General features: G+C 63.9%; 19 protein-coding genes. 2 read left to right on the top strand and 17 right to left on the bottom strand.

Translation table 11 applies throughout. From position 1 onward, the window contains the following. Window positions 1–228: 228 nt before the first annotated feature. The 17 genes from JQ609_RS26600 to JQ609_RS26520 form a co-directional block, all read right to left on the bottom strand. Window positions 229–975 carry a tRNA (guanine(46)-N(7))-methyltransferase TrmB gene (locus JQ609_RS26600; RefSeq protein WP_212275829.1) on the bottom strand — a complete coding sequence of 249 codons (747 nt, stop codon included), beginning with the start codon at window positions 973–975 and terminating at the stop codon, window positions 229–231. Continuing rightward, window positions 972–2,105: a M20 family metallopeptidase gene (locus tag JQ609_RS26595; RefSeq protein WP_212275828.1), complete on the bottom strand. Its 1,134-nt coding sequence runs from the start codon at window positions 2,103–2,105 to the stop codon at window positions 972–974. The genes JQ609_RS26600 and JQ609_RS26595 overlap by 4 nt, the downstream gene beginning before the upstream one ends. Before the next feature lie 119 nt (window positions 2,106–2,224). After that, on the bottom strand, window positions 2,225–2,641 hold the full coding sequence (locus JQ609_RS26590) for a helix-turn-helix domain-containing protein (protein ID WP_212209992.1): 417 nt from the start codon (window positions 2,639–2,641) through the stop codon (window positions 2,225–2,227). A gap of 248 nt (window positions 2,642–2,889) precedes the next feature. After that, on the bottom strand, window positions 2,890–4,500 hold the full coding sequence (lnt, locus tag JQ609_RS26585; protein WP_212275826.1) for an apolipoprotein N-acyltransferase: 1,611 nt from the start codon (window positions 4,498–4,500) through the stop codon (window positions 2,890–2,892). Continuing rightward, window positions 4,497–5,612 (bottom strand): hemolysin family protein, encoded by a 1,116-nt coding sequence (locus tag JQ609_RS26580; protein WP_249119655.1) that lies wholly within the window; start codon window positions 5,610–5,612, stop codon window positions 4,497–4,499. Before JQ609_RS26580 ends, lnt begins: the two co-directional genes overlap by 4 nt. A gap of 1 nt (window position 5,613) precedes the next feature. Further along, the gene (gene ybeY / locus JQ609_RS26575) at window positions 5,614–6,138 is read right to left on the bottom strand and encodes an rRNA maturation RNase YbeY (protein ID WP_249119654.1); all 525 of its coding nucleotides are present in this window, start codon (window positions 6,136–6,138) and stop codon (window positions 5,614–5,616) included. Window positions 6,139–6,221: 83 nt separating this feature from the next. Beyond that, window positions 6,222–7,277, bottom strand: coding sequence for a PhoH family protein (locus tag JQ609_RS26570; protein ID WP_212209984.1), 1,056 nt, complete (start codon window positions 7,275–7,277; stop codon window positions 6,222–6,224). A gap of 4 nt (window positions 7,278–7,281) precedes the next feature. Beyond that, window positions 7,282–8,700 carry a tRNA (N6-isopentenyl adenosine(37)-C2)-methylthiotransferase MiaB gene (miaB, locus tag JQ609_RS26565; protein WP_249128448.1) on the bottom strand — a complete coding sequence of 473 codons (1,419 nt, stop codon included), beginning with the start codon at window positions 8,698–8,700 and terminating at the stop codon, window positions 7,282–7,284. A 177-nt stretch (window positions 8,701–8,877) separates the two neighbouring features. Next, window positions 8,878–9,546, bottom strand: coding sequence for an HAD family hydrolase (locus JQ609_RS26560; protein WP_212209982.1), 669 nt, complete (start codon window positions 9,544–9,546; stop codon window positions 8,878–8,880). 5 nt (window positions 9,547–9,551) lie between these two features. Continuing rightward, window positions 9,552–10,001, bottom strand: coding sequence for a Fur family transcriptional regulator (locus tag JQ609_RS26555; RefSeq protein ID WP_212209981.1), 450 nt, complete (start codon window positions 9,999–10,001; stop codon window positions 9,552–9,554). 50 nt (window positions 10,002–10,051) lie between these two features. Beyond that, window positions 10,052–10,543 carry a ribosomal protein S18-alanine N-acetyltransferase gene (rimI, locus tag JQ609_RS26550; RefSeq protein WP_212209978.1) on the bottom strand — a complete coding sequence of 164 codons (492 nt, stop codon included), beginning with the start codon at window positions 10,541–10,543 and terminating at the stop codon, window positions 10,052–10,054. Further along, window positions 10,543–11,238: a tRNA (adenosine(37)-N6)-threonylcarbamoyltransferase complex dimerization subunit type 1 TsaB gene (gene tsaB, locus JQ609_RS26545; RefSeq protein WP_212275824.1), complete on the bottom strand. Its 696-nt coding sequence runs from the start codon at window positions 11,236–11,238 to the stop codon at window positions 10,543–10,545. Before tsaB ends, rimI begins: the two co-directional genes overlap by 1 nt. Before the next feature lie 144 nt (window positions 11,239–11,382). Beyond that, the gene (locus JQ609_RS26540) at window positions 11,383–11,952 is read right to left on the bottom strand and encodes a NifU family protein (protein ID WP_212209975.1); all 570 of its coding nucleotides are present in this window, start codon (window positions 11,950–11,952) and stop codon (window positions 11,383–11,385) included. 200 nt (window positions 11,953–12,152) lie between these two features. Beyond that, window positions 12,153–12,647 (bottom strand): universal stress protein, encoded by a 495-nt coding sequence (locus tag JQ609_RS26535; RefSeq protein WP_192736286.1) that lies wholly within the window; start codon window positions 12,645–12,647, stop codon window positions 12,153–12,155. A 93-nt stretch (window positions 12,648–12,740) separates the two neighbouring features. Beyond that, the gene (gene trpS / locus JQ609_RS26530; protein ID WP_212275822.1) at window positions 12,741–13,793 is read right to left on the bottom strand and encodes a tryptophan--tRNA ligase; all 1,053 of its coding nucleotides are present in this window, start codon (window positions 13,791–13,793) and stop codon (window positions 12,741–12,743) included. 53 nt (window positions 13,794–13,846) lie between these two features. Continuing rightward, on the bottom strand, window positions 13,847–15,406 hold the full coding sequence (murJ, locus tag JQ609_RS26525) for a murein biosynthesis integral membrane protein MurJ (protein WP_212275821.1): 1,560 nt from the start codon (window positions 15,404–15,406) through the stop codon (window positions 13,847–13,849). Window positions 15,407–15,453: 47 nt separating this feature from the next. Beyond that, window positions 15,454–17,289 (bottom strand): cation:proton antiporter, encoded by a 1,836-nt coding sequence (locus tag JQ609_RS26520; RefSeq protein WP_212209969.1) that lies wholly within the window; start codon window positions 17,287–17,289, stop codon window positions 15,454–15,456. Window positions 17,290–17,639: 350 nt separating this feature from the next. Between JQ609_RS26520 and JQ609_RS26515 the strand changes: the two genes are divergently transcribed. Together JQ609_RS26515 and JQ609_RS26510 are read left to right on the top strand one after the other, a co-directional pair. Next, a complete protein-coding gene (locus JQ609_RS26515; protein ID WP_212275819.1) occupies window positions 17,640–18,428 on the top strand; it encodes an alpha/beta fold hydrolase in 789 nt (262 codons plus the stop codon). A 41-nt stretch (window positions 18,429–18,469) separates the two neighbouring features. Continuing rightward, window positions 18,470–19,540, top strand: a complete 1,071-nt coding sequence (locus JQ609_RS26510) for a HAMP domain-containing sensor histidine kinase (RefSeq protein WP_212275836.1) — start codon at window positions 18,470–18,472, stop codon at window positions 19,538–19,540. Window positions 19,541–19,687: the final 147 nt, after the last annotated feature.

Raw genomic sequence — 19,687 nt, 5'->3', positions numbered from 1 at the left:
GTCCGCAAAGCTGCCGCGCGAACTGTCGACGCGGTCTGCGCCGCAATCGGCTGCGCACTCGATGCCTTCACCTCAGAGGAATGTGCCAACTACCTCAAAAACTCAGGCTATCGAACCTAATGCCATCACGCTTTAGTCAGTAAGACGTGGATGGCCGGGACATAGGCGAGCGCAAGCGACGCCGTCCTTCAGAGGGCTATGCCCCGGCCATGACGAAACTTGAGTTTGTCAGGAACCCACCCGCCGAAACCTCAAATACGCCGCAACACGTCCCTCGCGCTCGGCCTTCCGGCCGTAGCGCGTCATCGTGTAGCCGCTCCACGGCTCGCGCCAGTCGGCGGCACGTTCCGCCATCCAGGAAAAATCCGGCGAACGCAGCAGATGCGCCAGCGTCCATGCGCAGTAATCGTCGATGTCGCTGACGAAGCGAAATTCAGCCCCGGGCTTGAGGATGCGGGCCATCGCGGCCACCGTGGCGTCCTGCACGAAGCGCCGCTTCCAGTGCCGGCGCTTCGGCCAGGGATCGGGATGGATCAGATCGATCCGCGCCAGAGATCGCGGCGGCGCCCATGCCAGCAATTCGGCGGCGTCGCCGGCGTAAAGCCTGATATTGCCGATGTTGTGGGCTTCGATCTGCGTCAGGATTTTCGCCATGCCGTTGACATAGGGCTCGCAGCCGATGAACCCGATATCGGGAAACGCCTGCGCTTCGGCGATCAGATGTTCGCCGCCGCCGAATCCGATTTCCAGCCTGACAGCATCGGGCTTCGACTCGAAGATGCCGGTGAGATCATCGGGCGCGGGGCTTCCGATATCCAGCGCCAGATACGGCAGCAGATTGTCGATCAGGTCGGCCTGATGGATGCGCAGCTTGTGGCCCTTGCGGCGGCCGAAGAACGAGCCGTGCGCATGCGCGGCGGCGCCGTCATCCGGCGGAGCGTCGCGATCGCCGATGTCGCGGGGTGAGACCGTCATCGCAGCGTCTGGTACAGCCGGTGCAGCAGCCGCGCCCTCGGCTCGATCGAGGAGATGTACATCTGCTCGTAATGGGTATGCGCGCCCTTGCCGTCGACCCCGAGGCCGTCGAGCGTCGCCGTGTGGGGCGCGGTGAAATTGCCGTCGCTGCCGCCGCCGGTGAAGGTGTCGACCAGATCGAAACCGATTTCGGCCGCGAGCGTCTTGGCGTGCTCATAAAGCGCCGCACCGGCGTTGCTCTTTTCGTAAGGCGGGCGATTCAGTTCGCCGGTGACGGTGACGCTGACGCCCTCGGTGCCTGATTTCAGGCCGAGGATCCTGGGCACCAGCTCGTCGGATTCGGCAATGCCAGGCACGCGCATGTCGACTTCGGCATAGGCCTCCTCTGCGATCACGTTTGGCTTGGTGCCGCCCCTGACGACGCCGACATTGACGGACACGCCACGCTTGAGGTCGTTCATCGCCTCCAGCGTCTGAATGACGTTGCCGAGTTCGCGGATGGCGCTGCGGCCGTCCTCTGGCCGCGTGCCGGCATGCGACGGCACGCCCTTGATGAAGACTTCGAAGCGCGCGACGCCCTTGCGTCCGGTGACGATTTTGCCGCCGTCGCGGGCAGGCTCGGTCACCAGCACATACTTGGCCTTGCGCCCCTCCGTCTCGATCAGGGCACGCGACGTCGGGCTGCCGATTTCTTCATCGGAGACGAACATCTGGGTGATGCCGAGCGGCGATCGCGCGCCGTCCGCACAAATCTGGCGAAAGGCATGGTAGGCGAGATAGGCGCCGCCCTTCATGTCATAAATGCCGGGACCGAAGACGCTGTCGCCCTCGATCTTGAACGGCAGCCGCTCGATGAATCCCAAGGGATGCACGGTATCGAGATGGCTCAGCACCAGGATGCCTGGCGCGTCCTGCCCCCATGACGAACGCGCGACCACATGATCGCCGCATCCGTCCTTTCCTGCGATCCGCTCAACGGTCGCGGGCAGGTCGTGGTAGCCGTCAGTGACGAGGTCGGCGAGCTTGTTGACCTGTGCGGGCACCTCGGTCGGCGTCTCGATTTCGACCCAGCGGCGGATGCCGTCGAGGATCGAACTGGAATCAAACGGATTGGCGGTGGTTCCGGTCATCAGCGCTTTGCCTTCAAGGAATTTCGGGCCAAGGATTTTCGGTCCAGGCAATTTCAGCCAATGTCATGCGCTCGCGCCGGCGGGCGCGTCAATCGGAACATCCGGTGATGGCAGCTGAATCAGCGCTGGTCGGGGCCTTCGCGCGCGGCGATCTGTTCGACCAGTTCGACGATACTGCGGCGCATCTTGGCGTCGGTGATGCGCGTAAACGCCCGCGTCAGCGACAGGCCTTCGGAAGTGGCGAGAAAGTCGGCAACGTAGGCGGGCGAACCGGATTCGCTGAAGCCGTCGGCATTGACAGCACCGCTCGGCCCGCCGTCGAACAAAAACGAAACCGGCACCTGCAAGATTTCCGAGATCCGCTGCAGGCGGCTGGCGCCGACCCGGTTGGTGCCCTTTTCGTATTTCTGAACCTGCTGGAAGGTGAGGCCCAATGCCTCGCCGAGTTTTTCCTGGCTCATGCCCAGCATAATGCGTCGCATGCGAACGCGGCTGCCGACATATTTGTCAACAGGATCTGGCGCTTTGGTGGACATCTCCAACACTCCTGGGATTGCGCGCCGGGGAATGAGGCATAGCGGAGTATGCCTCAGGCGCCGGTACCGTCAAATCCTGCTCGGAGGATCGGGTTGAACTGCGGACAATTTGAGCAATGAACTGACTGGTTCTTGTTTTTGGTTGCGGAACCCAGAATGCGAATTACGCGGTCGGTCTGTCAACTAGTTAGTGGATTGGCGCAGGTTGTGTTTTTTGGGCGACCGCAACACCGGCAGTATGCAAAACTTTAGGCTTTTCGCCTCGCAAAGCGGCGCCGGGTGACCAGCAGCAACGCAACAGCCACCATCATGCCCGCTGGAATGTCTCTAAGCCGCGCGTAAATCGTCGGCGACAAAGCCGTTGGCAGGTTGGCGTCCAGCACGCCTTCAATGCCAAGGCCGAGCCGTGCGACAATGCGCCCCGACGGATCGATCACGGCTGAAATGCCGGTGTTGGCTGCACGAACAACGGGCAGGCCTTCTTCGATGGCGCGCAGGCGCGCCTGCTGCAGATGCTGATAGGGACCGGTCGAAATTCCAAACCAGCCGTCATTGGTGACGTTGATGATCCAGCCCGGGCGCTCGTCCCCTGTCGTTATATCTCCGGGGAATACCGCCTCATAGCAAATCAGGGGCAGCGCGCGCGGCGCGTTCGGTATTTCCATGGCGCGGCGGCGGGTGCCCGGGATGAACCCGCCCTGGACCCTCGTCAACTGCACGAAGCCGAGTTTTTCCATCAGGCTCTGGAACGGCAGATATTCGCCGAACGGCACCAGATGCAGCTTGTCGTAGACCGACAGCACGCTGCCGTCATGGTCGATCGTATATATCGAGTTGTAGGCGCGCGTCACTCGCACGCCCGGCGGGAGGTCGGGCGCACGCACCGAGCCGGTGATCAGCACCGTCCCCCTAGGCAGCAGGTCGGCGATCTGCGCCATCGCATCGGCTTCGCGGGTCAAAAAGAACGGGAACGCCGATTCCGGCCAGATCAAAATGTTTGCGTCGCTGACGCCGGTCGATTGGGGCCCCGAAGCCCGATCGGACAGTGTCAGATACTTCTGCATCACCTCCGCCTTGGCGCCGTAATTGAATTTGACGTCCTGCTGCAGATTGGGCTGCATGATGCGCAGCTTGACCTTTGTCAGCACGGTCGGCTGCAGCGACAGCCTGATGGCGCCGAACACGGCCATGACAGCGAGCAGGCCGAGCGCCGCCGCCGGCGCGAGCCAGGGTTTTCGCCCGCGCGAGGTGCCATCGATCAGGACCGCCGGGCTTGCGAAGATCGCCACCGTGAGGAACGTCATCCCCCACAGCCCGATCAGCGATGCCGTCTGGGCCAGCGCCAGCGGCTCCGACAGCGCGTAGCCGAACGAATTCCAGGGAAATCCCGACAGCAGATGGCCGCGCAGCCACTCCGTTATCGTCAGGCTGATCGCGAGCGCGAGCAGGCGCGAAGCGTCGCGGGTCCAGAGCAGGCGCGCCAGCGCAAAGGCTGCCGCGGTGAACAGCGCGAGATAGGCCGGCAGGCCCAGCACCGCGAACGGCATCAGCCAGGCGAACGTTGGCGCATCGACCAGGAAGGCGTAACCGATCCAGTAAAGTCCGACGACGAAATAGCCGAGCCCGAACCAGAAGCCCGACATCGCGGCCGCCGGCACGCCGCGCCATCGCCCCGCACCGGCGCCGTCGATCAGCCAGACCGCGACCGGAAAGGTCAGGAACAGCACCGGCCATGCATTGAACGGCGCCATCGCCAGCGCCGAGAATGCGCCGGCCACCAGCGCAAGGGCCGCGCGCTTCCATCCCCACGCCAGGATGATCGCAAGACCGGCGGTGCGAAGTTTGCTGGCGGGAATCACTGCGAGCCGGCTCCATCGCTGGACGATGGCGGCGCGTTGTCATTGGCCTGCGGCGCATTGGGGTCGGGCGCAGCTTCGCGGCGACGGCTTTCGCGCTGCGTGCGGGGGGCGGGCCGTTCCTTGCGGACGGCAATGCGCAGCCGCTTGACCCGCCGTGGATCGGCGTCGAGCACTTCGATTTCGTAATTGCCGGGGCCTGAAATGATCTCGCCGCGTAGCGGCAGGCGGCCGACCTGTGACACCAGATAGCCGCCAAGGGTTGCGACCTCTTCGTCCTCGCCGGCGATGAAATCCTCGCTGATCACCGAGCGGGCGTCCTCGAGGCTGGCGCGGGCATCGGCGATGAATGAATTGTCCGCCTGCCGCACGATCGCCGGCGGCTCGTCGCTGTCATGTTCGTCGTCGATTTCGCCGACGATCTGTTCGACGATGTCCTCGATCGACACCAGCCCGTCGGTGCCGCCATATTCGTCGACCACCAGCGCCAGATGGATGCGCGAGGCCTGCATCTGCGCCAGAAGGTCGATCGCCCGCATCGACGGCGGCACGAAGAGCAGCTTGCGGATGATGTTGGCGTCCGCCAGCGGCTGCGCCAGATCGACCGCGCGCATATCGAGGCCCGCGGGGAAAGGTTTCTTGCGCTTGGCCTTGGTGGTGTCGCCGATGCGCGCCTTCGCGGTCATGAACGCCAGGAGGTCGCGGATGTGCACGATGCCCTCGGGGTCGTCGAGGGTTTCGTTGTAGACGACGAGGCGCGAATGCGCCGCGCTTTCGAACAGGCTCATCAATTCGCCGAGCGGGATGTCGCGCTTGACCGCGACGATGTCGGCGCGATGCACCATCACGTCGGCGATGCGCCGTTCGTGCAGCCCGAGGATATTGCGCAGCATGGTGCGCTCGATGGCGGAAAAGCCCACCTCGTCCGGCGTCGAGGCATCGAGCACGACCTGCAGATCGGCGCGGACCGATCCCGGCTTCCAGCCGAACAGCGTGCGGATCGCGCGCGTCAGCCAGTTCTCCGCTGTCGGGCGCAGCACCTCGCCTTCCTGCACCACGGCCGGAAGGTTGGGCATGTTGCGCGGATTGTCGTGGGTAGGGTCGGAGTCCGGCATGTCAGTCCATCCGCTCCCGGTCCGCATGGGGATCGCGATCCGCATACGGATCCGGAATGCCGAGCTGCGCGAGGATCTCCTGCTCGAGACTCTCCATGGCTTCGGCGTCGTCGTCTTTTTCGTGATCGTAGCCGATCAGATGCAGGAACCCGTGCACCGCAAGATGGCTGAGATGGTGATCGAACGGTTTTTGTTCGTCGTCGGCCTCTTTGCGCGTCGTCTCATAGGCGATGGCGATATCGCCGAGCATGCGCGGTGCATCGTCGGGCGTTCCCGCACCGGTCGGCTGCAACGCCGGAAACGATAGCACATTGGTCGGCTTGTCGATGCCGCGCCAATTGCTGTTCAGGGTTCGAATCCCGGAATCGTCGGTCAGCATGACTGCCAGTTCCGCTTCGCCGACATCGGCATCGGCGATTTCAGCGGCGGCGTTGATGGCGCGATGGATCACCGCCTCGGCGTCGGGCTCGGTCTGCCAGCAATCGGCGACCACGAGGACTTCGGTTACGGGGTGGACGGAAGACAATTTCGTTCCAGGGTTTTGCAGTCCAGCATTTAGGTTGCGGCCCGGGCCCGCCTGCTGCGGGCCCAAAGCCAAAGGTCTGGCCATCAGGATCTGCCGGTCGCCGGTTTTTGCGGCAAGCCCTCATAGGCGGCGACGATCCGCGCCACCAGTTCATGGCGGATGACGTCTTCGGCGGTGAACTTCACCTGCGCGATCCCCTCGACGCCGTCGAGCAGCTTGACGGCCTCGGCAAGTCCCGAGGTCTGGCCATTCGGCAGGTCGACCTGCGAGGGGTCGCCGGTGATGATCATGCGGCTGTTCTCGCCAAGCCGGGTCAGGAACATCTTCATCTGCATCGAGGTGGTGTTCTGCGCCTCGTCCAGGATGATGACGGCGTTGGTCAGCGTGCGGCCGCGCATGAAGGCGAGCGGCGCGATCTCGATTTCGCCGCCCTGCAGCGCGCGCTCGACGACGCGCGCATCCATCAGATCATACAGCGCGTCGTAGATCGGCCGCAGATAGGGATCGACTTTTTCGCGGAGGTCGCCGGGCAGGAAGCCGAGCCGTTCGCCGGCTTCGACCGCGGGCCGCGTCAGGATGATGCGATCGACTTCCTTGCGCTCGAACAATTGCGCGGCATGCGCCACTGCAAGCCAGGTCTTGCCGGTGCCGGCCGGGCCGACGCCGAACACCATCTCGCTGCGTTTCAGCGCGCGGATGTAGGAATCCTGCGCGGCGGTGCGCGCCCGCACCGGGCGCTTGCGCAGATTGATGGTCTCGAAGGCGTTCTTGGCGGCCTTGGGGTCGAATTCAAACAGCGATCCCTGCGCGATCACGGCGCGGATGGCGCCTTCGACGTCGCCTTGCGCCAGATCCTGTCCCAACACCGCCTGGGCGTAGAGCGTTTCGAGGACGCGCCGTGCGGCGTCGCAGCCGTCGCGCGACCCGGCGATGGTGATGTGATTGCCGCGCGAATCCACGACGACGCCAAGCCGGCGTTCGATCAGCGCGAGATTCTGCCCGTAAGGGCCGACCAGCGCGGAAGCGGCGCGGTTGTCGTCGAAGTCGATGACGACTTGGGTTTCGGGCGGTATTTGCATGTCGCGATCAAATTTGCGGCTGGGAGCAAGCGAAGGTGAATCCGATGCGCTTTTTGGCAAGGGTTCAGGCTCCCGCGTTTACTTGAGAAGAATCGGTCATGGGTGAAAGCGTCGATAAAGTGGGACGCGCGGAGGCGCCTGCGAGTTCGCCGAGCAGGCTGTAGCGCTCCAGGCTGTCGATGGCGACCGGCAGCACTTTTCCGATGATATCCGGTGATGCCATCACATGCGCGGGCTGCAGATAGGCGGTGCGGCCGACGATCTGGCCGGGGTTGCGGGCCGCGCGTTCGAACAGCACATCGACAGTCTTGCCAATCATGGCCTTGTTGAAGGCCGATTGCTGGCTGTCGATCAATTCCTGAAGCCGCCCCAATCGCTCGTCCATTTCTGCCGCTGACACCGTCTCCCGCATGTCCGCCGCCGGCGTGCCGGGCCGCGGCGAATATTTGAACGAATAAGCCCCAGCGTACCCGATTTGCGTGACAAGCGCGAGGGTGGCGGCAAATTCTCCCTCGGTTTCGCCGGGGAAGCCGACGATAAAATCCGATGAAAATGCAATATCTTGGCGGCGGGCGCGAAATCGGTCGATGACGCGGCGGTAATCATCGGCGGTATGCTTCCGGTTCATGGCAGCCAGAATGCGGTCGGAGCCGGATTGTACCGGCAGATGCACGAACGGCATCAACTCGGGCAGGTTGCGATGCGCCTCGATAAGCGAATCATCGACGTCTCGGGGATGGCTGGTCGAATAGCGCAGGCGCGCGACGCCGGGGATTTCGGCCAGACGAGTGAGCAGCCTGCCAAGCGGCCAGGTTCGTCCGTCCGTGCCTTCGCCGTGATAGGCGTTGACGTTCTGCCCGATCAGCGTGATCTCGCGCACGCCATTGTCGGCGAGCCGCATCACGTCGTCGATGATTTTTGCAACTGGCCGGGAGACTTCCGCACCACGCGTGTAAGGCACCACGCAGAAGGTGCAGAACTTGTCGCAGCCTTCCTGCACGGTGACGAACGACGAGATGCCGCGCGCGCGGATCGCCGCGGGCTTCGGCGGCGGCAGAAAGCCGAACTTGTCCTCGACCGGGAATTCGGTCTCCAGCGCGCGGCCATGGCTTTTGGCGCGGGCGAGCAGCTGCGGCAGATGATGATAGCTCTGCGGGCCGACCACGACGTCGACGGTCGGCGCGCGGCGGATGATCTCCTCGCCCTCGGCCTGCGCAACGCAACCGGCGACCGCGATGCGCATTTCGCGGCCGTTTCGCGCGGCTTCATCCTTGGCGACACGCAAGCGCCCGAGTTCGGAGTAGACTTTTTCGGAAGCCTTCTCGCGGATGTGGCAGGTGTTGAGGATGACGAGATCCGCATCCTCGGCGCTGTCGGTCTCGACAAAGCCTTCGCCAGCCAGCGTGTCCACCATGCGCTGCGCATCGTAGACGTTCATCTGGCAGCCATATGACTTGATATGCAGCTTGCGCGGCGGCTTCATGGAACCTGAATGCGGGGTTGGTCGGCGCCCATGCGGCGCCCGGTCTGGGGTCAAATATAGCCTAAATGGCCGAAAATCCAGCGGTTTAGAGCCGCCATTCCGGGGCGATGCGACAGCATTGAGCCCGGAATCTCGAGATTCCGGGTTCGTGCTTCGCGCGCCCCGGAATGACCATCCCTAATCGACCCCAATCCGCGCAATTAGATCGGGCAATTGCCGCATATCGCCGAAAGTGACCGCAGCGCCTGCGTCACGCAGCAATTCGGCATGACCTGGGCCGCAATGGCTGCCGCCGTGAAAGCCCAGCACGGTCATCCCGGCGGCCCGGCCGCCGGTGACGCCGGCCACGCTGTCCTCGATGACTAGGCATTGAGGCGGCCGGATATTCATCTGTTCGGCCGCGAACAGAAACAGGTCCGGGGCAGGCTTGCCGCGATTGACCTGCGTGGCGGAAAAAATATGCGGCAGCAGAAGATCGTAGAGCCCGGCGCAGGTGAGACCGTGGCGGATTTTTTCCGGCGTTCCGCTCGACGCCACACATTTGGAAAGCGTGATCGCTGATATCGCTTCGCCGATATGCGGAATTGCCTGCAGATCGCCCTCATAGAATTTCAACGTGGCCGTCTTGACCTGCGCTTCGAAATCATCGGGCAGTTGGCGGCCCGTCTCGTTCTCGATCGTCAACCGCGCTTCACGGTCGGAAACGCCGAGGAACCGCTGCAGCACCTGATCCGCCGTGATCGGATAGCCGTGGCGCGTCAGCGTCTCCGCATGCGCGCGGCATGAAATGACTTCGCTGTCGACCAGCACGCCGTCGCAATCGAAAATGATGAGCTGAGGAGGCAAGTGCTTCAGGACTTATCTTCGTCCAGCGGCACGCAATACAGTTCGAGTCGGTGATCGACCAGTTTGTAGCCGAGCTGGCGGGCGATCTCGGCCTGCAGCTTCTCGATTTCTTCCGAGGTGAATTCGATCACCTTGCCGTCGCGCAGGTTGATCAGGTGATCGTGATGGCTGTCGGGCATCTGCTCATAGCGCGCCCGGCCCTCGCGAAAATCATGCCGCTCGATGATGCCGGCGTCCTCGAACAGCTTTACGGTGCGGTACACGGTCGAGATCGAGATCTTGTCGTCGACCTCGACGCAGCGCCGGTAGAGTTCCTCGACGTCGGGATGATCCACCGAATCCGCCAGCACCCGCGCGATGACGCGGCGCTGCTCGGTCATGCGCATGCCGGTGGCGGCGCAGCGTGCCTCGATACCGGTATTCTTGTGCGCGGGCGGGGATTTCAGGACGGGCATATGGTCTTGCCTTAGAGAGCAGGGCAGGGTGTTTTGCCACCCCGCGCAGTTTACGACAAGTCACGCCGCATCAGAAGTGCGTTCAATTGCTCCCCGCCGGGTTGCTGATAATAGCGTTCGCGGCGCCCAACGACGCCGAATCCGGCCCATTCATACAGCCGCCGCGCCGGCTGATTGTTTTCTTCCACTTCCAGGAAGATGGAACGCACGCCGCGGCCGGCGAGATGGCCAAGATGGGTCAGCAGCAAATTGCGCGACAGGCCGCGGCCGCGCTCGCCGGCATCGATCGCGATCGACAATATTTCGGCTTCGTCCGCGGCCATGCGCGAGACCGCAAACCCGATCACCTTGCGCCCTTGCCGGAGGCGATGAACCAGCGTGTTGCGTTCGGTCAGCATCGCCTCGAACTCGCCTTCACCCCAGCCACGGTGAAACGAGGCGCCATGCAGCTGCGCCAGCCGCGCCGCGTCGCGCTGGCTGGCCGGTTCGACCACGGCGGTGCCGCCGCGCCACCATTTTGAAAACAGGGATCGCAAGGCCATCAGGATGCCGGCTGCGAGGCTTGCGGCAGCGGGTCCTTGGGCGGCTTGGCATCGGGCGCGCGCAGATAATACGGACTGGCCGGCGACATTTCCGGGCTGACCGCGGCGCCCAGCCACGCCACCCAGGTGATATCGGGCGCCGGCTGCGTGTCGACCCTGAACGGCGGCGGCGCATCTGATGGCCAGCGGTCGGCGAGGATTTTCGCGGCGTTGCCGACCAGGTGCGGCGTGCCGAAGCGGGAGGCCTCGAGTGCTTCTGAAATCGGCGCCACTTTCGGCTTGACCAGTGAACCGCCGTCGCCGCTGACCACCTGGAAATACACATGATCGTGGCGCGCATCGATCGCGGCAATGATCGGATGCTCGCTGTTCTCGCCGACGAAAGGCGCCGCGTAAGCGGTCAGCGTCGTCAATCCCACCACCGGCTTTCCGGCCGCCAGCGCAATGCCGCGGGCGGCCGAGAGGCCGACACGCAATCCGGTAAAGCTGCCGGGCCCCTTGGTCACGGCGACACGGTCGAGTGACGTGAACGCGACGCAGGATGTTTTCATCACCCGCGCGATCAGCGGCATCAGGGCTTCGGCGTGGCCGCGCTTCATCGCCTGCGATTCCTGCGCGATGATCTTCGTCGTGTCGGTATCGAGCACGGCCGCAGCGCAGGCATCAAGCGCGGTATCGATGGCGAGGATTAACATGAAGAGGTTTATAGCAGCTTCGTAGGGTGGGCAAAGGCGCACTTCGCGTCGTGCCCACCTCTTATCCTGCTGCTGGCAACCGGTACCTTACCGCGATCAGAAGTGGTGGGCACGCTTGCGCTTTGCCCACCCTACGCAGCCAGCTCACATCGGCCGGACTTCGACCACGTCGGGCACGAAGTGCTTGAGCAGGTTCTGGATGCCGTGCTGCAGGGTTGCCGTCGAGGACGGGCAGCCGGCGCAGGAGCCCTTCATGTTGAGATAGACGACGCCGTCCTTGAAGCCGCGGAACGTAATGTCGCCGCCGTCATTGGCGACGGCGGGGCGCACCCGCGTCTCGATCAAATCCTTGATGGTCGCCACCGTGTCGGCGTCGGCCTCGTTGAAGAACTCGTCTTCCTCGTCGAGCGCCTCGTCATTGCCGGCGGTGCCGTCGGCCAGCAGCGGCTCGCCGGACATATAATGTTCCATGATGGCGCCGAGGATGGCCGGCTTGAGATGCTGCCAGTCGCTGTCGTCCTTGGTCACGGTGACGAAATCGGCACCGTAGAACACGCTCTTGACGCCCTGCACGTCGAACAGCCGTTCGGCCAGCGGCGAGCGGGAGGCGGCTTCGCGGTTGGCGAATTCCATCGTGCCGGTGTCGAGCACGGTTCGGCCCGGAATGAATTTCAGGGTGGCGGGGTTAGGGGTCGCTTCGGTCTGGATAAACATCTGATTTCTCCGGCGTCGCCGGTTCAAGGCCGGCGCGTGGGGGTTACTCTAAAGCGTTTTCGAGCGAAGTGGGTATCGGTTCGCGTGAAGAAAACGCGTCAAAAACAAAAAGCTAGAGCCTCGCTCTAGCAGATGGCATCGGCCGGCGCACGGTCAAGGGGCGCAGACCAGCCCTTCCTGGCGCAATTCCCTCATTTCGCTCAGGAAAGCGCGTCGATTTCGGCGTCCTTGAGGTCTCCGGAAACGATGGTGACCGGGATCGGGAACGAGCCGGCGGCCTGTGCGATCATGGCAATCAGCGGCCCGGGGCCTTCGGCGCCCGGATTGGCCGCCAGCACCAGCATCGAAATATCGACGTCCTTGTCGATCACGTCGAGGATCTGTTCGGTCGGATTGCCCTCGCGAATCACCCGCTCCGGCGTGATCGCGGCAATGCCGTTGGCGCGGCCGGAGGCGCGGTCGAGCGCCTCATTGGCGGCGTCCTCGGCTTCGGCGCGCATGATGTCGGCAACCCCCAGCCATTGCTGGTTCTGGTCCTCGATCTCGATGATGCGCAGCATCACCACGCCGCCGCCGACCCGGATCGCCCAGCGGCTGGCATAGTAGACCGCGCGGTCCCACTCCGCGGTGTCGTCAACGATGACTAGACATTTTGGCTTGTGACCCGTCTCGTAGCTTCGTCGCTGGGTGGTCATGCATGTCCCGGTGCTGCGCCAAACCGACGCATGCTGCCACGGCGCAGCCGTGTCAGACAAGCGCCGTCGCAAATCCTGTGATCAGGCCAGATACTACCGCTTGCGGATGAAGCCGACGATGTCCTTGGCGGCTTTCATGGTTTCGGCGGCGATCGCCTCGGCGCGCTCGGCGCCGTCGATCAGGATCGAATCGACATGGTCAGGGTTGGCGACCAGCCGTTTCATTTCCGAGGCGATCGGCGCGAGTTTGGTGACGCAAAGTTCCACCAGCGCGTTCTTGAAGTTGGAGAACTGTCCGCCGCCGAACTCGGCCAGCACCTCGGCTTTGCTGCGGCCCGACAGGCCCGCATAGATGCCGACGAGATTGTCGGCCTCGGGGCGGCCTTCCAGCCCCTTTTCCTCCGATGGCAACGGTTCCGGATCGGTCTTGGCCTTGCGAATCTTCGCCGCGATGGTCTCGGCGTCGTCGGTGAGGTTGATCCGCGAATTGTCCGATGAGTCCGACTTCGACATTTTCTTGGTGCCGTCGCGCAGGCTCATCACCCGCGTCGCGGGCCCGGTGATCACGGGCTCGGGCAGCGGAAAGAACAATCCGTCGCCAAAGCCATGGCCGCGGATCGAGTCGCCGAAGTCGTTGTTGAACTTCTGCGCGATGTCGCGGGAGAGTTCGAGGTGCTGCTTCTGGTCCTCGCCAACCGGCACGTGGGTGGCGCGATAGACCAGGATGTCGGCGGCCATCAGCACCGGATAATCGTAAAGCCCGACCGAGGCCGCCTCGCGATCCTTGCCGGCCTTGTCCTTGAACTGCGTCATGCGGTTGAGCCAGCCCATCCGCGCCACGCAATTGAAGATCCACGCGAGCTCGGCGTGACCGGTGACTTGGCTCTGGTTGAATACGATATGCTTTTTCGGATCGATGCCGCTGGCGATAAAGGCCGCGGTCACCTCGCGGGTACAGCGCGTCAGTTCGGCCGGGCCGCCCCAGACGTCGACCCCTTGCGTGATCGCGTGCATGTCGACGACGCAATAGATGCAGTTATGCGTTTCCTGCAGCTTCACGAAGTTGACGAACGCGCCGAGGTAATTGCCGAGATGCAGATTGCCCGTCGGCTGGACGCCTGAAAAAACCCGTTCAACCATGGCCATGGTAATGCTTCCTGCGAATTGTCGGTTTGGCGCGCTCGTTTGCCATTTAAGGCTTAGTCGCGCAAGTCGGCGGGCTTGGTTTGCCGGATCGCGTTAACCGTCTCGCGCCATCCGGTGATGCCGAAAAGCCGCAGAAACAGGCCGTAAACCGCAATCCCGGCGCCAATCAGCATGAGCAGGATGATCGCCTGCACCAGGCCGTGGGCACCAGGCGCAAGCGCCGGCGTAAACCGTGCCGCCAGCCACAGTGCCGCGCCCATCGCCAGCGCGGCCGCAAGGATGCCGGGCAGCCGCCGCCGCGCGGCGGCGTCGATCGAAAACCCGAACGTTTCGCCGCCCCGGCGGGTCAGGCCGAAGGCCGTGCTCCATGCCCCGATCGCGAGACTGGCGGCGATGCCGCTGGCGCCGAACCAATGGCCGAGCAGCACGGAAAGCGCGATCGCAAGGACGATGCCCGCAAGCGTCGCGAGCAGCGGCGTCAGCGTGTCCTCGCGCGCAAAGAACGCCGGCGACAGCGCCTTGACCAGCACATTGGCGGGTAGCCCAAGCGCCAGCCACATCAGCGCGCGCGCCGTCGCGGCGGTGTCATCCGCGGTGAAGGCGCCGTGTTCGAACAGCATGCGCACGACAGGCTCGCTCAGCACGATCAATCCCAGCATCGCCGGCAGCGCCAGTCCGACGGCGAGTTCGAGGCCGCGCGATTGCGCATGTGCGACCGCGGCCTGATCCTTGCCGCGCAGGGCGCGCGTCATTTCCGGCATCAGCACCGTGCCCATGGCGACGCCGACAATGCCGAGCGGCAGCTCGACCAGGCGGTTGGCGAAATAGAGCCACGACACCGCCGAGGGTGATGACGAGGCGACGATCGCGCCGGCCACCATCAATAATTGCGGCGTGCTGCTCGCGATCATGCCGGGGACGGCCTTGGCGAGAAAGCCGCGAATTTCCTTATCGAACGAAATCCGCAGCGGCGTTGCGATGTTGCCGCCACGGCGCAACACCAGAACGGAAAGTTGCAGCAGGCCGGCGACGCCGACGGTGGCGGCGAGGATCTGTGCGGCAAGTACGGCACCTGGCCGCGACGCCAGCAGCACGGCCATGACCGCGATCAACGCGATGTTGAACAGCAGCGGCGAGAACGCGGTGAGCGCAAAACGGCCTTGCGCGTTCAATAGCGCCATCATCACGGTCACCGGCCCGGCAAAGGCGAGGTAGGGCAGCATCAGGCGGGCATTGTCGACGGCAAGCTGCAGCGTCTGATGGCCGGAAAATCCCGGCGCCAGCGCCATGATCACGAATGGCATCAGCAATCCGAGCAGCAGGGTGGCGACGAAGAGCGCCGCCGTGACGGTGCCGAGCACGCGGCCCGCATAGGCGGCCGCCGCCACCGCGCCACTGGTCTCGCGCACGCGCAGCCACGCCGGTACCAGCGCCGCGTTCAGCCCGCCTTCGGAAAGCAGGCGCCTGATCACATTGACCAGTTGAAAGGCCGCCAGGAACGCATCCGCGACAGCGCCGGCGCCGAGCAGCGCCGCGACCAGGGAATCGCGCACGAATCCGAGCAGGCGCGAGGCCAGCGTTCCCGTCGATACCGTGAGAAAGGAGCGGATCATCGCGTCTCTATAGCAGCGGTTGGGCGTGCTGGCGCTACCGCCTGCCCTCAATCAGGCTGCGCTTGCCCGCGATGGTCTTGCCTTGTCCTGGGCGATCGAAAGCTTTTCGGGCGGATCGCACGGGTGGTTTCGGCAGGGCTCTTTGCCGCCGCCTGCTGCAGCTCGCGCCGGAATTCATCGCGCTTCTCGTGGATGGAGGCGATCACCGGTCCGATCGCCTGCTCCAGTCCGATCAGCGCCGCTTCCGACAGCTGCAGGCTGGCCTCGATGGTTTCGGGCACGGCGTCGGTAACGCCGATCGCGTAAAGGTGGCGTGCATGGTCGGCATCGCGGGCGCGCGAGACGATGACGATATCCGCCCTCAGCGCGCGTACCTGACGAACGATTTCGTCGATCGCGTCCTTGGCGGCCACCGTTACGATGACGGCCTTTGCCTTCATCACGCCGCAGCTCTTGAGAAATTCCGGGTCTGTCGCGTCGCCGTAATAGACCTCGCGCCCACTCCTGCGCTGGGCCGGGACCGCATCGGCGTCGTTGTCGACGGCGAGATAGGTACAGCTGTGCCGGCCGAGCAGGGAGCAGACGACCTCACCGACCCGGCCGTGCCCGATGACGATGGCGTGTCCGGCGCCTCCACTCGGGGCAACGCTGAGCTCGGGATCCAGCGCCTTGGGCTCGCGAAACTTCGGCGCCAGCCGCCGTGCGACCAGGGCCAGCACCGGAATCAGCGCCATCGTGATCGATGTCACCGCGAGCGTGAAGCTCGACACATTGGCGCTGATCAGGCCGAGCGAGGTGGCAAGGCCGATGCCGACGAACGCGAACTCGCCGCCGGGGCCCAGCAGCAGACCGGTTTCGATCGCCGCATGCCAGGGCAGTCGAAAGGTCCGGGCGAGGCCGGTGAGCAGGACGGCCTTGATGGCGATCAGGCCGATGACGGAGGCAACAAGCCAGAATGGTTCGCGTGCGATTTCGCGCACGTCGATGTTCATGCCGACGGTAAAGAAAAAGAAGCCGAGCAGCAGTCCCTTGAAAGGGCCGATGGTTGTTTCGATGGCCTTGCGGAATTCCGTCTCGGCGAGCAGCAACCCGGCGATGAAGGCGCCCAGCGCCATGGAAAGGCCCGCCATGGCGGCGGCGACGCCGGTGCCGATAATGACGAACAGGGTGGCGGCGACAAACAATTCGCTGGCGCCGGTGGCGGCGACCAGCCGAAACAGCGGCCGCAGCAACAGACGTCCGAGGATGACCATCGCGACAACGGCGACGGTGGCATTGACCAGCGCGAGCGCGAGGCTGGTCACGACCGAACTGCCCGAGCCTTTGCCCAGGATGGAGATGAAGACCAGGACCGGAATTACCGCCAGATCCTGCGCCAGCAGAATGGCGAAGCTGGTTCGGCCTGCCGTGGTGCCAAGCCGGCCCTGGTTGGAAAGCACCTCGATGACGATCGCGGTCGAGGATAACGCAAGGCAGGCGCCGAGGATGATCGATACGGCGGAGGGGTTGCCGAACAGGGCCGCGATGCCGGCGATCACGGCCGTCGTCAGGATGAACTGCAGGCTGCCGAGGCCGAACACCAGGCGGCGCAGCGCCTTTAAACGTTCGTAGGACAGCTCGAGGCCAATGAGAAACAGCAGGAAGACGACGCCGAGTTCGGCGATCCCGGCCACGTTCTTGGCATCCACGACGGTAAGCCAGTACAAGAACGGGAACGCGTGGATCAGCGAGCCCAGTCCGAGCGGGCCGAGCAGCGCGCCCGCGGCCAGAAAGCCGAGCACGGGGCTAAACCCAAAGCGGCGCACCATGGGAACGACAATGCCGGCCGTCCCCAGCAGGACGAGCGCGTCGCTATAGGCATCGATGTTGAACTGCGCGGCCACTCATTGCTCCCTGCGCTGGTCCGATGCGCTCGCCGTACTGGATCAAATGGGGTGTGCATGTGCAAGTCAGGGCTGGGTGAGACAACCGGCGGCGATGGCGCCGGTGCGGCATCGAGTCAGCTCGGCGCTTCAAAGCGGACATCGGCCTGGCGATCTGAAGTTGTATGGGCTCGCGACCGCTGGCTGACCTTGTGACGATCGGGCAGCGGGCGTCCAACAGCATTTACGTCAGGGGTCTCGGGTTCCATGCAATCCAGCGCGAACTCATTCGATTGCTGTCCGCCGGGGTGAGTGGCGCGCGCGGAAGCAATGGTGATAGCCTCGCGGCGAATGGCAGACGGGTGCAGGATATGAGCGTCGTTGCACGAAATAACGTCCGCGTCCGCGGGACGGGTGAGAAGGCGATGGTCTTCGCCCACGGTTTTGGCTGCGACCAGAACATGTGGCGGTTTGTGGAGCCGGCCTTCGCGGAAGATTTCAAGACCGTGCTGTTCGATCACGTCGGCGCCGGCGGCTCCGACCTCAAGGCCTACGATAAATCGAAATATGCGACGCTTGCGGGTTATGCCGACGACGTCGTCGAGATCGGCCGCGAACTCGGGATGAAGGATGCCGTTTTCGTCGGGCACTCGGTGAGCGGCATGATCGGCGCGCTGGCGGTGCAGAAGGCGCCCGGCATGTTTGGCAAGCTTGTCATGGTCGGGCCTTCCGCCCGGTACATGGACGACGACAATTACGTCGGTGGATTCAGCGAACAGCAGATCGAGGAACTACTGCAGTTTCTTGATTCCAACCACATGGGATGGTCGGCCCAGATGGCGCCGGCGATCATGGGCAATCCGGATCGCCCTGAACTCGGCGAAGAGCTGACCAACAGCTTTTGCCGAACCGATCCCGAAATCGCCAAGGCGTTCGCCCGCGTCACCTTCAAATCGGACAATCGCGCCGACCTGGCCAAGGTCGATATTCCAACGCTGATATTACAATGCAGCGAGGACATCATCGCCGCAAAGGAGGTTGGAGAGTTTGTTCACCGCGGCATTCCGGGCAGCGAATTCATCATATTGGAGGCTACCGGGCATTGCCCCAATTTGAGCGCTCCCGATGAAGTGATCGCCGCCATGAAGACGTTCGTCTGAGTGGCGCGGTGGACAGTCCCCGCATCGATGATTTCGAGGACATGTTCGACAATGCCCCTTGCGGCTATGTCACGCTGCTGACCAACGGCCGTATAGCGCGTGTGAACCGGACGCTGCTTGGCTGGACGGGCCACACATCAGATCAAATGATCGGCAAGCCGCTCTCTGGCTTCCTCAACATCGCGGGCCGCATCTACTACGAAACCCACATCGCGCCGCTGCTCAGGATGCAGGGCTTCTTCGACGGCTTCGCCATCGACATGGTGACAGCAAGCGGCGAGCATCTGCAGATGATTGCGAGCGCCACCGATGGCCGGGATGCCGGCGGAAAGACCCTGTTCACGCGCATTGCCCTGATCAAGGCCGTCGATCGAAGACTGTATGAGCGGGGACTTCTGGAAGCGCGCGACATGGCCGCCACGGGCCTTGCGCGCGAGCGTGAGAATTCCGAATTGCGCGAGCAGTTCATCGCGGTGCTGGGGCATGACCTGCGCAACCCGCTGGCATCGATCAGCGCCGGCGCGCGCATTCTGGGACGGGACGCGACCACGGAAAAGCAGCACCAGATCCTGGCGATGCTGGAGACCACCGTGATGCGGATGGCCGGGCTGATCGACAACGTGCTCGATTTTGCGCGAGGGCGGCTCGGCGGCGGCATTGTCCTGGCCCGCAATGCCAACGCACCCGTGGAACAGATGCTGCATCAGGTGATCGACGAATTGCGGCTGTCGTCGCCGGGGCGCCAGATCGAAGCCGTCTATGCCATCGACGCTCCCGTCAATTGCGATCGAATCCGGATTGGACAGCTGGTTTCCAATCTGGTCGGCAACGCGCTCAGCCACGGCGCGACCAACGAGCCGGTGCGCGTCCGCGCGGTGACGGAGGACGGGCTGTTCAAACTGTCGGTCGCCAACGGCGGCGAGCCGATACCCGAGGCCGCGATGGAGAAGCTGTTTGAGCCGTTCTTCCGCGGCGAGGTTCGTGCCAGCCGGCAGGGCCTCGGCCTCGGCTTGCACATCGCGTCGCAGATCGCAAAGGCGCACGAGGGTTCGCTTAACGTGACGTCGACGGCCGAGGAAACCTGTTTTACGTTTGTCATGCCGCTGCGCTAGCACGCTTCGTTGGCGGCCTGATTTCCCGGCGGTTGCCGCCCATTTTTGGTGCAAAGCGGACATCGGCCGGCCAATCCGAATCAATTCACGCGATTTATGGGTTCACGCCTTGCGCCGGCCGTGATAGGCCCCGCCCTTCATGATGGC

Origin of the sequence: Bradyrhizobium sp. AUGA SZCCT0169 (genome assembly GCF_018130085.1) — a bacterium.
Classification (GTDB): Bacteria; Pseudomonadota; Alphaproteobacteria; order Rhizobiales; family Xanthobacteraceae; genus Bradyrhizobium.
This window is presented reverse-complemented; position numbering and strand designations above follow the sequence as displayed.

Coding starts and splice junctions, on each gene's coding strand:
- JQ609_RS26555 (WP_212209981.1), bottom strand. CDS start 10,001: ATGCCCGTCCTGAAATCCCCGCCCGCGCACAAGAATACCGGTATCGAG.
- miaB (WP_249128448.1), bottom strand. CDS start 8,700: ATGAAGCCGCCGCGCAAGCTGCATATCAAGTCATATGGCTGCCAGATG.
- JQ609_RS26540 (WP_212209975.1), bottom strand. CDS start 11,952: ATGTTTATCCAGACCGAAGCGACCCCTAACCCCGCCACCCTGAAATTC.
- tsaB (WP_212275824.1), bottom strand. CDS start 11,238: ATGTTAATCCTCGCCATCGATACCGCGCTTGATGCCTGCGCTGCGGCC.
- JQ609_RS26580 (WP_249119655.1), bottom strand. CDS start 5,612: ATGCCGGACTCCGACCCTACCCACGACAATCCGCGCAACATGCCCAAC.
- trpS (WP_212275822.1), bottom strand. CDS start 13,793: ATGGCCATGGTTGAACGGGTTTTTTCAGGCGTCCAGCCGACGGGCAAT.
- JQ609_RS26535 (WP_192736286.1), bottom strand. CDS start 12,647: ATGACCACCCAGCGACGAAGCTACGAGACGGGTCACAAGCCAAAATGT.
- rimI (WP_212209978.1), bottom strand. CDS start 10,543: ATGGCCTTGCGATCCCTGTTTTCAAAATGGTGGCGCGGCGGCACCGCC.
- JQ609_RS26600 (WP_212275829.1), bottom strand. CDS start 975: ATGACGGTCTCACCCCGCGACATCGGCGATCGCGACGCTCCGCCGGAT.
- JQ609_RS26590 (WP_212209992.1), bottom strand. CDS start 2,641: ATGTCCACCAAAGCGCCAGATCCTGTTGACAAATATGTCGGCAGCCGC.
- JQ609_RS26515 (WP_212275819.1), top strand. CDS start 17,640: ATGAGCGTCGTTGCACGAAATAACGTCCGCGTCCGCGGGACGGGTGAG.
- JQ609_RS26510 (WP_212275836.1), top strand. CDS start 18,470: ATGTTCGACAATGCCCCTTGCGGCTATGTCACGCTGCTGACCAACGGC.
- JQ609_RS26595 (WP_212275828.1), bottom strand. CDS start 2,105: ATGACCGGAACCACCGCCAATCCGTTTGATTCCAGTTCGATCCTCGAC.
- murJ (WP_212275821.1), bottom strand. CDS start 15,406: ATGATCCGCTCCTTTCTCACGGTATCGACGGGAACGCTGGCCTCGCGC.